Origin of the sequence: Sulfurihydrogenibium azorense Az-Fu1, from assembly GCF_000021545.1 — a bacterium.
Lineage (GTDB): Bacteria > Aquificota > Aquificia > Aquificales > Hydrogenothermaceae > Sulfurihydrogenibium > Sulfurihydrogenibium azorense.
This window is the reverse complement of the sequence record NC_012438.1, coordinates 257427-271956: the sequence shown is the minus strand read 5'-3', so window position 1 is coordinate 271956 and position 14530 is coordinate 257427. Positions and strand designations below refer to the sequence as shown.

Here is a 14530-nt window from a genome sequence, read left to right as displayed (position 1 = left end):
GTTTAATTTACTCCATTTAAAACTAAATAAAGGTATGCTATAAAAAATACAATCCCTGAGGAAAATCCGTAAGCAAAGTACTTTCTATTAATGTAAGATACAGTTAAAACTAAAAATGCAGAAAATATAGCAAATATACCAGATATTAGTGCCAATCCTGTTATATTCCAGTCCGTAAACACTATTCCAAAACTAACAGGTATAGTACTTTGGAATACCATAGCTCCTGCAACGTTACCTGTTGCCAAAGTATCTTTTCCTCTCCAAACCCACGTAATACTGTTTATCTTTTCTGGAAGTTCTGTAGCAATAGGTGCTATTAACAGAGAAAATATAAGTGGGTCTAAACCAAAAGCCAAACTAATCTTTTCTATCCCGTGGACAAACAGATGAGCTCCAGCAATCATTATAACTAAAGAAAACACAACCTGAAATACTATTACCCACATAGGAGGGTGAGGATTTTTTGGTGCAAAGAATAGATGCTCTGTAGCTTCCATATCCTCACTTTCACCTTTTAACGTTTGGAAAACGTAAACCACATATAAAACCAATAAAAATACTGCAGTTAAAATCCTTACAAAATGACTTTCAAAAGGAACAACGAATAAAGCTATAGAGTATGCAAACAAGAAAAATGTTAAATCCCTTCTAAGTCCTGTAGTTTCCGCATGTAAAGATATACTCCTTTTCTTTAACAGGTATCCAACAATAACGGTTAAACCTATCAACGGAAAAGCTAAAGTAGAAAGCATAAAGGGAGCTCCTAAAATTGCACCTACACCTATATCATGTCCCTTGTTTCCCGCAAAAAAGATTATAGCAATAATTGGTATAAGTGTTTCAGGAAGAGCCGTTCCTACAGCTGCCAAAACACTTCCTGTAAAATTTTTTGAAACTTGCAACCTATGACCAAGTGTTTCTATACCGTTGGTAAAAAGTTCTGCAGCTGCTAAGACAAATACTATCCCTACAGCTAAAATAAGTAAATCAATTATCATTTACCTTCTCTCTCCATAAGTTTTTTCCTTATTAATTCTCCCAGTGTTCCTAATCCTTCTCCTTGAGGTTCTTTCTTCTCTTCTTTTTGAGATAATTTTTCTAAAAGTTTTCTTTTAGCTTCTTCTTCAGCTTTTTTCTTTTCTTCCTCTTGTCTTTTCTTTTCTTCTTCCAGTGCTTTCTTTTCTTGGTCTAAGATTAGCTGCTTTATACTTAAAGTTATCTTTTTATTTTGAGTGTCTATTTTTATAATTTTTGCTTCTACTTCTTGGTGTAGAGAAAGTTTATCACTTGGTATCTTTATTCTTTCTTTCGATATCTCAGATACAGGTATAAAACCTTCTATCTCATCAGTTATGTCAACGAAAGCACCTTTTTCTATAAGTTTTTTAACTTTACCTTTAACAACATCTCCAACTTTGTGTTTTGAGACAAAATCGTTAAATGCATCATCTAAAAGCTGCTTAATCCCAAGGACTACTTTATCTTTTTCAATTCCTAAAACTTTAAATCTATAGGTTTTATCTTCTTTTAACAGAGAGGAAATTGATTTAATAGAAGGATTGTCTGTTACATCTTGAAGTTTTACTATACCTTCTATATCTCCTAAATCAACAAAAGCAACCTTTTGTTTTACATCTTTTACTTTTGCCTGTATTACGCTACCTACCGGATTTTCTTTTAAAAACTTCTCTAAAGGATTTTCTTGAGCTTGTTTTATACTTAACTTTACTTTACCTTTTTCTTTATCTATTTCAAATATTTTAGCTACTACTGTATCACCTACTTTTAGATTCTTTTTAGCTTTTACGTAATCAAAGTGGGATATCTCTGAGTTAGGTATAAAGCCTTCCAGTAGTCCTAAATCAACAACTAATCCACCTTTGTTTATATCTTTAATCTTTACCTCTACAACATCACCAATGTTTTTATCAAACTTATCCCAAGGATTACCTTCTAAGAGTTTTAAGGATAGAATAGGCTTTTTATCTTTTATCTCTTTTACAACAACTTCAACCTCATCACCTACTTTTAAAACTTCTTCTACTTTTCTACTTTTGTCCCAAGATATCTCACTTTTTGGCAAAAATCCGTATAAAACATCTTCTATTGATAAAACAGCACCGTTTGGTTGTACTTTTACAACTTTTGCTTTTACTTTTTGACCTTCTTTTAACAGCGATAGTATCTTTTCTTTTTCTAACTCTTTTTCTTCTATCAGGGCTTGTTTTCTGGAGATGACTATATTTGGATTTCTGCCTCTTTCTTCAAACTTTACGATATAAGCTTCAAATGTAAAGCCTTCAGGTAGATTTTCATCTCTTTTTAATGATGACTCTGATAAAGGCATAAACCCTCTAAACCCTTCAACAGAAACAGTATAACCTTTATCTTGCTTACTTAATATAGTTGCTTTTACTTTCTTTTTATTCTCAAAGGCATCTTTTAGTTTTTGTAGTTTTTCTTTATTTACTATTCCTCTTCTTGAAAGGATAAAATATCCATCTTTATCTCTTTTACCTGTAAAAACTGCTTCTATTTCTTGACCTTCTTCTACGTCTTGATCTTCATTTCTATTTAAAACAGCTTCTATTTTTTGACCTATGTCTACAAAGACTTTGTCTTCTGTCACTTTTACTACTTTTCCTTTTATTTTTTGATTTTTTGAGTAGAATCCTGATTCTTTAGATTCTTCCATCAACTTTTCAAACTCGTTCATGCTGTTACTCCTTTTAACTGTTTTATTTTTTCAACAACTTGGTTTATTATCCAATCTGGAGTTGAAGCTCCAGCTGATATTCCTACGTTATCTTTTCCTTCAAACCACTCTTTTTGAAGTTCTTCAGCTGTTTCTATATGGTAAGTGTTCGGGTTTAAGGCTTTTGATATCTGGGCAAGTCTTTGTGTATTACCGCTGTGTTTTCCTCCAATAATTATCATTACGTCTACAGTAGGAGCAAGTTTTTTTACTTCCTCTTGTCTAACAGATGTTGCATCACATATAGTGTTAAAAACTTTTAACTCTTCAGTGTTTTCAGCCAAGTATCCAACAGCTTCTCTAAAGAAGTCTTCACTTTGGGTTGTCTGTGCTACAACTCCTATCTTATTTCTCTTAGGGACTTTTTTTATTAAATCTTCAAAGTTTTCTACAACAACACCTTGACCGTTTACCTCTTTAAGATGTCCTAAAGTACCTATAACTTCAGGGTGCCCCTCTTCTCCTATGATAACTACAAAATAACCTTCTTCTACAAGCTGTCTTACCTTATCGTGGACTTTTTTGACAAAAGGACAGGTTGCATCTAGTACGTTTATATTCATACTTTTTAACTGTCTTTCCGTTTCAGGAGGTACACCGTGAGACCTAATAATAACAGTTTCACCAGGTTTTAGTTGAGAGTAATCTTTAAGCTCTTTTATCCCAATACTTTCTAAGTAAGATACAACTTGTTTGTTGTGAATTATGGGACCGTTTGTATAAGCGTGGCCAAGCTGTTCCCCAGCTTTCTTAGCCATATCTACGGCTATTCTTACACCAAAACAAAAACCTGCTGTTTGTGCTACTTTTATGTTAACCATGACGTTCTCCTTTTAACTTTCTGATTTCATGCATAACCTTTTCTGCAATATGTTCATAAGATGAAATACCCTCAAATTTAATAGGTTTACCTACTATTACATCAATATTATACTTGAATAATTTAGGAAATTTTGAGTTAACTGGTAGTACTTTATCTGTTCCTTCAATTAAAACAGGGATAACTGGCACTTTTGCTTTTTCTATAAGGTATCCTACACCAGGCTGAGGTTTTCTAAACTCTCCTGGTCTTGCCCTTGAACCTTCAGGGAAAATACCTATAACAAAACCTTCCTTTAATAGAGATATAGATTTTTTAATAACTGCCGTATCTCTACTGTCTCTTCTAACAGGTATCGTTCCAGCTTTTTTTATAAACCATCCTAAGACAGGGACTTCAAAAAGTTCTTTTTTAGCTAAAAAGATTACAGGCCTTGGGGATACTATATTGATTACAGGAGGGTCAAAGTGGCTCCTATGGTTTGCTGCTATTATACACCCACCTTCTAAAGGAATGTTTTCCACTCCTACGACTTTTATTCTTAGAATTTTTTTTAAAAAAGGTTTTATTTTAAAGAATATCTTATAACCAAGCTCAGAGTATGGATGTTTATTTTCCAAGTAAGTTCTCTCCTTAGGTGGAGAGGATAATTTACATCAGTCCTCTTTTTCTTAAAGCATCTTCGTATATTCTATTGTAGAGTATCTTCCACTCAGGAGTTCCTTCTATAATCTTTTTAGAGTATGACCTTATTCTTTGTCTAACTTCTTTATCTATCTCTTTTTCTTCTTTAATTAATTTTTTTAATTTGTCTAAGATAACTCTTCTTATTTTATTTGGATGTTCAAAAATCTCTACAGAGTCTTCTGTTTCAAGGTATTTTTTTATTTTATGGGATATTTGGTTTAGCCTTTCTTCAGGGTCTAAATGTATTCCTCTTTCTTCAGCTAACTTTTCCTTTACTTTGTTTACTGCATCTCTAAACCTTATCTCTTCATCTATAAGGTTTATGTGTTTTTCTACCAACCTTTCAGCTTCTTCTTGTATCTCTTTTTCTTCTTCTATAGCTTTCAGTAGTATATTAGTTATATCGTTTTTAAATTTTTCTGGGTCGTCAGCTTCTACAAGGTGTTTATCTAAAAGTTCTTGTGCTATGTTGTGAGATACTATCTCCACCAGCCTCGCTGGTAGTTTCATAAACATCCTCCAAATATTTTAAATAGTTTAAAATTATACCATCTTATGTTTAAATCTGTCAAAACTGAATATTTTAAGGTAAGGGCTTTCTTCTTCTCTATGGATTAAATCTGATATAAGTTTTGCAGTTATAGGGGCAAGTAGTATACCGTTTCTATAATGACCAGTTGCATAGTATAGGTTTTTAACATCTGACTTTCCAAGTATTGGCAATTCATCAGGAGTAGCAGGTCTAAAACCGTACCACGTTTCGGTAATCTCATAATCCTTTGTGTAAGGAAAAGTATCTAAAAGTCCTTTTAATAAAAGTATCATTCCTCCAACTGTATTACCTTCTTTAAAGAAAACGTTTTCTTCTGTAGCTCCAACAACCACGAGGTTAGTATCTTTTCTTGGTATTATATAGGCTCTTCTACTGTAAAATATATTTTTCAACTCTTCTTTTTTCTTTGTTTTAAAAGAAAACATCTGTCCTTTTTTAGGAAAAACGTTAACAGGGTCAAGTTCTCCAGACCAAGCTCCAGCTGCTAATATACAGAAGTCTGCCTCTATCTCACCTTTCTCTGTAGTTATAGATTTAAAAATACCATCTTTCTCATTTATAAACTTTACTTTTTCAAATAATCTAATTTCTATTTTTGTTTTTTTTAGGTACTTTATCAGTGCTATTACCAATCTTCTATTATCAACCTGTTTGTCTTCTGGAAAATAAGCTCCTCCTATTATACCTTTACCTATCTGGTATCCCATATCTTCTATATCTTTTTTTTCAAGCCAAGAAGCGTTATAGCCAAGCTTTTTATAGTACTCAACTCTCTTTATTAACAGTTCTTTTTCTTCTTCATTAAAGGCTGGATATATAATTCCACATTCCCAAAAACCTACGTTATCACCTGTTTCTTTTTCTATCTCTTCCACAAAGGATTTATACATATCTCTACTTTCAACACAAAATTTTAAAAAGTCTCCCATTAAACCTTCTGCTAGTGGTGCAAGCATTCCACCTGCAGCCCAAGAAGCTCCTCTTCCAAGAGTATTTTTTTCAACTATTGTTATATCGTACCCAAGTTTGTAAAGCTGTCTGGCAATAGATAAGCCTATTATACCTCCACCTATAATTACACCTTTCATGAACTCTCCTAAAACTCCACTTTCATACCATCATGTGCTGCCATTACTTCTACCTTGGTTCTTTCTTTAATACCTTCTGCAACTTTTTTAGGGTTGGCCTTTAGCATATTAATACTAAAATGGGTTAAAACTACCTTTTTAGGTCTAACTTTATCAATTATCTTCTCTACCTCTTCGGCAGATAGATGGTAATAGTTTAGATTAGGTTTAACAAATGTTGTGTTAAAAACCATTAAGTCTGGATTTTGAGGGTAGGCGTAAAGCATGTCTTCGTAGAATTTTCCACATGGAACGTATATGAATATTTTGTCTTTATATCTAAATTCAAGACTATAGACTGTAGCTCCTTGGTGTATGTGAGGTATTAATGGTCTTATAGTTATTTCTTCTAATTGATACTGGTTTTTCATAGATATTATCTCAATTCTCTTAAAACCCTTTTTTGTATATTTTAGGACTACAGGGTCTTCCCCATCTAAGGCATCGTAAGGTGCAAGTAAAAGGTCTAACTTGTTTTTGTTTGCATCTGTAGCAGACTCAACTACCGATGCTACATCCGCCACATGGTCTAAGTGTCTGTGGGATAAAACAACTACATTTAAATCTCTTGGTTCTAAACCTCTTTCAAACATTCTGATTAAACTGCCAGGACCTGGGTCTATAATGATATTTTTTCCTCCAAAGTGAAGCCACATTCCTCCAGAATGCCGTAGTTGCCTAAATACTACTGTTCTTCCGCCTGCAGTTCCTAAAAAAATAACAAAATCTAAAATATTAGTCTACCTCCTTCTACAGGTATTAGAGCTCCTGTTGTAAAATCAGTTTCTATTAAGTACTTAACAGCTTTAAAAACCTCTTGTTCTCCTCCCCATCTTTTTAGTAGAGTTTTTTTCAGTGGTATTTCTTTATCTTGCAGGTCTTCTGGTGAGACTATGGGACCTGGTAGTATACCGTTTACTAACACATAAGGGGCAAACTCTTTTGCAAAGGCCTTTGTCATTGTAAGTAATGCACCTTTAGAAACTGTGTAAGGTGTATAGTCTGGATAAGGTAGGATAGCACTGTAATCTACTATGTTTACTATTCTTCCCTCCTTTTTCTCATACATCTTTTTACCAATTACCTTTGAAAGGTAAAAAGGAGCTTTTACATGAATAGAGTAAAATATATTTAAATCCTTAAATGTTGCAGTATCCAAAGGTGTTTTGTAGTAAAGAGATGCATTGTTAATCAAAATATCTACTCCAATATTAACTGATTCTTCTGCTATCCGTACAATATCCTCTTCTTTTGTTAAATCTGCTTTTAACAGGTAGCTTCTAACTCCAAAACTTTCTACAAGAGTTTTTAACTCCTGAGCTTCTCTTTCTGAAGAATGGTAATGAATAATAACATTACAACCTTCTTTTGCCAGTCCAATGGTTATAGCCCTACCTATTCTTTTTGACCCACCTGTTATAAGTGCTGTTTTTCCTTTTATTTCCATAGATTAACCTTTTAGCATATTTATAACATATTCTAAATCTTTTGTCGGTAGATTACAAGCAAAATTTTTACATAGATAGATATAAAAATCTTCCGGGACTTCCATACTTTGTGTGTAATGTGAGATTTTTGATAACTCTTCTTTGTTCTCTGGAGTTTTTACAATTATAACTGTGTTTGGTAAAAACTCTCTGTTTAGCTGATTTAAAGCTTCTATCCATCCTTTTCCCGATATTACAATCTCTGAAGTAGGGAAGAAGTGCATCATTAGAGCTATTAAAAACATCGTGTGGTAAGAAGGTAGTCTTTTTATATCTCCTGCAAAAGCGGTTAAAGTTTCGTAAGATTTTTTATAAAACTCTTCTTGTGCTGTTATAAGGTAAAGTCTGTATAGATTATAAGCCATTACAGAGTTTCCAGAAGGTATTGCCCCATCAAAAGACTCTTTTGGATTTACTATAAGGTCTTGACTTTTGCTTAAGAAAAATCCTCCATTTTTCTCGTCATACAGAGGCTGTATAGCTTTGTTTGTTAAATCTACGGCTGTTTTTAAATACTTTAACTCTCCTGTTGCTTGATAAAGTTCTATCAATCCCCAAACAAGGAATGCATAATCATCTAACATTCCTTCTATCTTTACTTCCTTGTCTTTATAAAGATGGTAAAGCTTTCCGTCTATAATCATGTTATGGATAATAAAGTCAGCTGCTTTTTGTGCATAACTGATATAGTCTTGATTAGAAAATGCTTTTCCTGCCTTTGATAGAGCTGCTATCATCAATCCGTTCCAATCTGTTAGGACTTTATCGTCTTTTAATGGGTGAACCCTTTTTTCTCTCTCTTTAAAAAGTTTTTTTCTAATTTGTTCTAACTTTTGCTTTAAAGTATTTTCATCTATTCCAAGGTCTATAGCATAATCTCTTAAGGTTTTGGAAAGATAAATAATATTTCTACCTGTTGGATGTCCAGTTGCTTCTTCAAGGTAGTTTCCTTCTTCTTTAATGTTAAATATTTTTATTGCTAAATCACTTTCCTCTTTTAGAATATCCTTTATTTCTTGAAAAGTCCAAGTATAAAATTTCCCTTCTTCTCCTTCACTGTCTGCATCTTCTGCACTAAAAAACACTCCTTCTTCGTTTGTCATATCTCTTATTACATACTCTATTATCTCTTGAACAGTTTGTTTATAAAGGTCTTTTTTTGTAATCTGATAAGTTTCTGTGTAAGCCATCAAAAGCATAGCTTGGTCGTAATGCATCTTTTCAAAATGTGGAAGTAGCCACTGTCTGTCTGTTGAGTATCTATGAAATCCAAAACCTACATGGTCATAAATTCCTCCCAGCCTCATGTTTGTTAGAGTCTTTTCTACCATTTGTAGAGCTTCCTCTTCTTTCGTGTGATAGTAATACCTTAGCAAGAACATAATATTGTGGGGAGTAGGAAACTTTGGTTTATTTGAAAACCCGCCGTAAGTATTATCAAATCTACCCTTTAAGTCATAAAAACCTGCATGAATATAGTCTTTTTTTAGCTCTCCATAATTTGATTTATTATCTTCTTTGAGATAACCTAAAACTTTTTCTGACCTCGATATAAGGTCTTCTTTGTTTTCTTGCCAGTACTTTGCAACACTTAAAAGTAAGTCTACAACCCCTATTCTGTTAGGTCTTGAATGTTTTGGAAAGTAAGTCCCTGCAAAAAATGGTTTTTTATCAGGGGTCATGATGATTGTAAGAGGCCAACCTCCACTTCCATTAAAAAGCATACAAACATTCATATAAACAGCGTCTATATCTGGTCTTTCTTCTCTATCAACTTTAATAGGCACAAAGTATTTATTTAAAATTTCTGCAACTTCCTCATCTTCAAAAGACTCTTTTTCCATAACATGGCACCAATGACAGGAAGAGTAACCTATAGATAAAAATATAGGTTTGTCTTCTTTCTTTGCCTTTTCAAAAGCTTCATCACACCAAGGATACCAGTCCACAGGATTGTAGGCATGTTGTAGAAGGTAAGGGCTTTTTTCGTTTATAAGTCTGTTTGGTTTTTTGCTCATAGAATTACCTCTTAAGATTTTAGAAAAGGATTTTAATCTTGAAAAAGAGAATAAACAATAGAGTTGGTCATAAAATAAAAAAACCTGCCAAAAGGCAGGTTAAAGAAAGTGGAGGTAAGCTAAACTTTAATTAGTGTAAGTTTTTCCAGATTTTCCTTTTCCAAGCGTAAGTTAAACCAGCCATTACAACTAAGTATCCTAAAACCCATACACCTAATTTGTTTCTTTGTTCTCTATGTGGGTCTGCTATTTCGTCTAAGTACTTAACAACCTTTTCTGTAGCTTCTTGGGTTAGACCAAGTCTTGGCATAGAAGTTCCGGGTAAACCGTTTTGAGGATTGTTTATGAAAGTTTCTAAATACTCTAACTCTTTTGCTTTACCCATAACAGATAAATCAGGAGGAACTTTTCCAAGGTATGCTTTTAAGTTGTCAGCTGGTGTTTCAGCTTGGATTTTTTGATATTTTATACTGTGACATCTTCCGCAGGCTTCTACCGTTATATCTTTTCCAGTTAGGTCTTTCTTAGCAACTGAAGAAAGATAGGCTATAACGTGTCCTACGTCTTCATCAGATAGTTGAGCCATAGGAGGCATTGCAAACTTAGGATTTTTTGTAGCTTCTTGAGGATTTTTAATAAAAGCAGCTAAAAATTTGTGGTCAACTATAGAAGCAATGTTTGAAAGGTCAGGAGGAACTACATTAAAAGAAGCTATTGCAGCATTTTTATCCATTCCCGGATTTATTCCGTCATTTTTTAATCCGTGGCAGGAAGCACAGTTTGCCATGAAGAGTTCCTTACCTTTTACAGGGTCTCCTGTTGTTAATGCTGTTGTTTGTAAATCAGAATATTTATAATCAGGCTTTTTTATCTCTCCATGCATTACAGAGTGGGCATAGGGCTCTATCCCCCAATACCCGATAGCAACTATAACTATTAAAATCAGAAGTATTTTAAGCTCTTTCATCTTACCTACCTCCTGCTACTTTTTTCTTCTCTATCTTAGATAAGATTGGAAGGGTAAGGAAAAATGCAAAGAACACTAAACTTCCAAAGAATCCAAGCCATGCGTATAAACCGGTAGGAGGTAGTTTTCCAAGTATTGTTAAAAATACAAAGTCAGCTATAAATATCCAGAAAAGGATTTTGTATATAGGTCTGTGTTTAGCACTTTTTATAGGAGAAGTGTCAAGCCAAGGTAAAAACGCAGCAATAAACATACTTAGCACAAACGCAATTAAACCTAAGTTCTGACTAAAGAAGAAACCTCTTAAAACTTCATAGAATGCAAGGAAGTACCACTCTGGGTATATATGTGTAGGTGTTTGTAAGTAATCTGCAGGTGTAAAGTTAATTGGATCCATAGCAAACTTATACTGGTAAAATACTAAATAGAAGAAGAAAATTAAGAAAACCGACATAACAAAGAACTCTTTCGCCATAAACACAGGCCAGAAAGGAACACCTTTACCATGTTTTTTCTCTTCTTTTGTAAGCTCTATACCATCTTCGTTGTTAGACCCCGGTATTCTAACGGCGTAGAGGTGAATAGCTGTAAATACAATTAATAAAAGAGGTAAGAAAACTACGTGTAAAGCAAAAAATCTTGTCAAAGTAGCATCTTCAACTATGTAGTTACCTCTTATCCAAACAACTAAATCAGGTCCTATAAAAGGTATTTTTTCAAAGAGTGTTGTAATTGTTTGAGCTGCCCAGTAAGACATCTGTCCCCAAGGTAGTAGATATCCAGTAAACGCAGTTGCAGACATAAGAACAAAAAGTATATATCCAGTTATCCAAACTATCTCTCTTGGTGGTTTAAACGAACCGTAGTATATACCCCTTGCCATGTGAATAAAAAGCACAAGGAACATTATAGAGGCACCCACTGCGTGGGTATGTCTAAATAACCATCCGTACTCCACATCCATCATAATTGTTTTATTAACACTATCAAAAGCAAGATGAGAATCTGGTTTATAGTACATAAGCAAGAATATTCCACTTACAACTAAGATAGCAAAAACGAGCATCACAAGAACACCAAAACTCCATAGGAAGTTTATGTTTTTAGGAACATAGTACTCTGTGAGCATCACTTTAATAAGCTGTCTTATGGCTAATCTTTCATCAAGCCAATCCATTAATCTCATAACCTACCTCCTTTACACTGTTAATCCTTTTTCTTTCATTTGTTTGTATTCGTTTCCTTCTTCGCCTAAAACAATAGTAGTACCTTCAATTTTAAATGGTGGAACATCTAAAGGTCTTGGTGGTGGTCCAAATATGTTTTTACCGCAAGCATCATACTCTCCACCGTGGCAAGGACAGTGCCATATTTTCTTGTCAGCTTCCCAGTTTGGAATACAACCAAGGTGAGTACATATACCTAAAACAACGGTATATTCTCCTTTAACAGACCTATCTGGACATTGAACCATATCCGGAGTTCTTCTTAAAACAAAAACCGGTTTACCTCTCCAAGAAACTACTTTAATTTGTCCCGGTTCGACAGTAGATAAGTCAAAAGAAACTGTTGCTTGAGCCTTTACCTCAGGTAGAGGCTCCCAAGTCTTATACATCGCATAAAGGACTCCACCAACTCCTACTGCTGCCCAAGCACCCATAGCATACAGCAAGAAGTCTCTACGGGAAACTTTTTCATCTGCCATCTAACAAACCTCCATAGTTTTTTTTCGTGATAATTATCATAACTCAATTTTAATGAGTTTGTAAATACTAACTTTCTTACAACCCTAATTTCCAATTCAAAAAAAGATGAAATAAAAAAACTCCAGTGGTATCATAAAGTAAAACTACCACTGGAGGTAAAATCATGACTTTTAGAGATTATATCATAAACGTTTATATTCTGACAGATGAAATCCTAAAACTCATAAAACATAAACATAAAACAAATAAGCCTAAATTCTCTGATGTAGAGCTTATAACTCTCATCATATTTTCTATGAGCTATAGAAAAGGTGATTACAAAATAACACTTAAGGAATTTAAAGAGAATTACAATGACCTTTTCCCTTATGTTCCTCAATTACCAGCAATAGTAAAAAGAGCTAAAAAACTATATAAACTTGCTCAAGTAATCTCAATCATTCTTACAAATTTATTTTCTGAGAAGATAACCACAGTATACATAGCAGATACAAAACCAATACCTGTTTGTAAAAATCAAAGAATGAAAAGAAACAAGAAAGTTTCTGGTAAGTTATACAAAGGAAACAATGCAGCAAAAGAATGGTTTGGTTTTAAAATAGGATTAATAGTGGATTATTACAAAAGACCGATAGGATATGAGATTATTCCAGCTTCAAAGCATGATATAAACTTTTTAAAGGAAGTAAAAGAGGACAGTGTTTTGATAGATATATTAAACAAAGGGACAATAATAGCAGACAAAGCTTTTAATTCAAAGGATTTAAAAGAAGAATTTAAGAGTTTAGGAATAGAGTTAGAGGCTATAAGAAAGAAGGGGAAAGTACATCACAAACAAAAGGATAAACAAGAGTTTTTAAAGAGAGTAAGGAAGAGAATAGAGACAGTATTTAGCAAGTTATACTATATGGGAATAGAGGATATCAGGGCAGTATCTTTAGAAGGATTTAAAGCTAAGATAAACTTCTTCATTTTAGCTTTAAGTTTTGCTACTTGTCTTGGTTTGTTTTAAAATTATTTAAATTGGAAATTAGAGTTAACTTTCTTACAAAAAAATTGCATTGACTTGCATCAAAAAACATTTTATCATGTCTTTATGATTTTTAAATTTACGAGTTTGTATCTTGATTAAAGGTTTATACATTCACATACCTTTTTGTGAAATTAAGTGTCCTTACTGTGATTTTACTTCATTTGTCTGGAATGAAGACAGCTTAAAAGAAAAGTATGTATCAACTTTAAAAAAGGAACTCTCTCTATACCAAAACCTTGATTTTGAGTTAGAGACAGTGTACTTTGGAGGAGGAACGCCTTCATCTTTAAGCCCAGATTTATTAGTTGATACTATACAGTTTATTAAAGAAAACACAAAAACAAAAAAAGAGTTAGAGATAACAGTAGAGGTAAATCCAAAGACATACAGATACAAAGATTTTAAAATCTTAAAAGATGCTGGAGTAAACCGTATAAGTATAGGTAATCAATCATTCATAGAGAAAAATCTAATATCTTTAGGTAGAAACCATAAACCAAAAGATACACTTCAAACAGTTGAAGACTGTCTAAATGCAGGAATAACCAACATAAACTTAGACCTTATATACGGTATTCAAGGACAGACTTTAGATGATTTAGAAGAAGACTTAAAAATCTACACGAGCTTACCTATAACTCATATATCAGCTTACATGCTTACTCCTTACGAAGGAACTCCCCTTGGAACTCTTGTAAAAAATGGCTGTTATAATCTACCAGACGAAGAAACAACCTTGAAAATGTTTGAACTGATTGACAGCTTCTTAGAAGAAAAAGGCTTTGAAAGGTATGAGCTTTCTAACTGGGCAAAAGAAGGTTATGAGTGTAAACATAATTTATTTTACTGGACAGATATTGAGTTTTTAGGTATTGGTGTGTCTTCTTGGTCTTATGTAAATAATGTTAGGTTTGGAAACACAAAAAATATTCAAGAGTATTTAAATTTGGTAGAAAAATCCATCAAACCTGTAAAATTTAAAGAGGAGTTAGACCAAGAAAAGAAGATAGAAGAAAAGATATTTCTATCTCTAAGACTAAAATCAGGACTGGATTTAAACCTTATAAAAAATAAAGATATTATCAAAGAGTTAGTAGAGGAAGGCTACGCAACCGTCAAAAATGAAAAACTAACTTTACTTCCAAAAGGAATAATGGTTTTAAACGAAATTACAGTTAAGTTAGTTTTATCTTAGAATATTTACATAATGAAAAACCATCTTTACAAAGATGAGATAAACCAGCTATCAAAATCAGAATATCCAATTTATATCAAAGACTTAATTTTAGTTTTTAGAAAAATGAATAAAACAGTGTTTAATTTTTTTAATTCTTGTGTTAATATAATTTAAATGTAAAAAACAATTTACGAGGT

The 14530-nt window shown here is 33.0% G+C and carries 15 protein-coding genes; 3 read left to right on the top strand and 12 right to left on the bottom strand.

Going from position 1 to position 14530, the window contains the following annotated elements:
- Nucleotides 1–2 precede the first annotated feature (2 nt).
- From SULAZ_RS01460 to SULAZ_RS01405, 12 genes are all read right to left on the bottom strand, one after another.
- Nucleotides 3–1001: a sodium:calcium antiporter gene (locus SULAZ_RS01460; protein ID WP_012673429.1), complete on the bottom strand. Its 999-nt coding sequence runs from the start codon at nucleotides 999–1001 to the stop codon at nucleotides 3–5.
- Nucleotides 998–2719 (bottom strand): S1 RNA-binding domain-containing protein, encoded by a 1722-nt coding sequence (locus SULAZ_RS01455; RefSeq protein ID WP_012675034.1) that lies wholly within the window; start codon nucleotides 2717–2719, stop codon nucleotides 998–1000. The genes SULAZ_RS01460 and SULAZ_RS01455 overlap by 4 nt, the downstream gene beginning before the upstream one ends.
- On the bottom strand, nucleotides 2716–3579 hold the full coding sequence (gene ispH / locus SULAZ_RS01450; RefSeq protein WP_012673687.1) for a 4-hydroxy-3-methylbut-2-enyl diphosphate reductase: 864 nt from the start codon (nucleotides 3577–3579) through the stop codon (nucleotides 2716–2718). The genes SULAZ_RS01455 and ispH overlap by 4 nt, the downstream gene beginning before the upstream one ends.
- Complete coding sequence (locus SULAZ_RS01445; protein ID WP_012674396.1) at nucleotides 3572–4198, bottom strand: lysophospholipid acyltransferase family protein; 627 nt, start codon at nucleotides 4196–4198, stop codon at nucleotides 3572–3574. Before SULAZ_RS01445 ends, ispH begins: the two co-directional genes overlap by 8 nt.
- Before the next feature lie 31 nt (nucleotides 4199–4229).
- On the bottom strand, nucleotides 4230–4775 hold the full coding sequence (locus SULAZ_RS01440) for a DUF507 family protein (RefSeq protein ID WP_012674540.1): 546 nt from the start codon (nucleotides 4773–4775) through the stop codon (nucleotides 4230–4232).
- A 33-nt stretch (nucleotides 4776–4808) separates the two neighbouring features.
- Nucleotides 4809–5906 (bottom strand): glycine oxidase ThiO, encoded by a 1098-nt coding sequence (gene thiO, locus SULAZ_RS01435; protein ID WP_012673777.1) that lies wholly within the window; start codon nucleotides 5904–5906, stop codon nucleotides 4809–4811.
- An 8-nt stretch (nucleotides 5907–5914) separates the two neighbouring features.
- Nucleotides 5915–6664, bottom strand: a complete 750-nt coding sequence (locus tag SULAZ_RS01430; RefSeq protein ID WP_484600288.1) for an MBL fold metallo-hydrolase — start codon at nucleotides 6662–6664, stop codon at nucleotides 5915–5917.
- Between the two features lie 8 nt (nucleotides 6665–6672).
- On the bottom strand, nucleotides 6673–7392 hold the full coding sequence (locus SULAZ_RS01425; protein WP_012674847.1) for an SDR family NAD(P)-dependent oxidoreductase: 720 nt from the start codon (nucleotides 7390–7392) through the stop codon (nucleotides 6673–6675).
- Between the two features lie 3 nt (nucleotides 7393–7395).
- Nucleotides 7396–9450, bottom strand: coding sequence for a thioredoxin domain-containing protein (locus SULAZ_RS01420; RefSeq protein WP_012674969.1), 2055 nt, complete (start codon nucleotides 9448–9450; stop codon nucleotides 7396–7398).
- A gap of 130 nt (nucleotides 9451–9580) precedes the next feature.
- On the bottom strand, nucleotides 9581–10417 hold the full coding sequence (locus SULAZ_RS01415; RefSeq protein ID WP_012674465.1) for a c-type cytochrome: 837 nt from the start codon (nucleotides 10415–10417) through the stop codon (nucleotides 9581–9583).
- 1 nt (nucleotide 10418) lies between these two features.
- Nucleotides 10419–11603: a cytochrome b gene (locus SULAZ_RS01410; RefSeq protein WP_012674311.1), complete on the bottom strand. Its 1185-nt coding sequence runs from the start codon at nucleotides 11601–11603 to the stop codon at nucleotides 10419–10421.
- 12 nt (nucleotides 11604–11615) lie between these two features.
- Nucleotides 11616–12122 (bottom strand): ubiquinol-cytochrome c reductase iron-sulfur subunit, encoded by a 507-nt coding sequence (locus tag SULAZ_RS01405; protein WP_012673767.1) that lies wholly within the window; start codon nucleotides 12120–12122, stop codon nucleotides 11616–11618.
- A 164-nt stretch (nucleotides 12123–12286) separates the two neighbouring features.
- Between SULAZ_RS01405 and SULAZ_RS01400 the strand changes: the two genes are divergently transcribed.
- The 3 genes from SULAZ_RS01400 (at nucleotide 12287) to SULAZ_RS08980 (ending at nucleotide 14507) form a co-directional block, all read left to right on the top strand.
- A complete protein-coding gene (locus SULAZ_RS01400) occupies nucleotides 12287–13135 on the top strand; it encodes an IS982 family transposase (RefSeq protein WP_012674497.1) in 849 nt (282 codons plus the stop codon).
- Between the two features lie 112 nt (nucleotides 13136–13247).
- Complete coding sequence (gene hemW / locus SULAZ_RS01395; protein ID WP_012673973.1) at nucleotides 13248–14351, top strand: radical SAM family heme chaperone HemW; 1104 nt, start codon at nucleotides 13248–13250, stop codon at nucleotides 14349–14351.
- 12 nt (nucleotides 14352–14363) lie between these two features.
- Nucleotides 14364–14507 (top strand): hypothetical protein, encoded by a 144-nt coding sequence (locus SULAZ_RS08980; RefSeq protein WP_012673813.1) that lies wholly within the window; start codon nucleotides 14364–14366, stop codon nucleotides 14505–14507.
- Nucleotides 14508–14530: the final 23 nt, after the last annotated feature.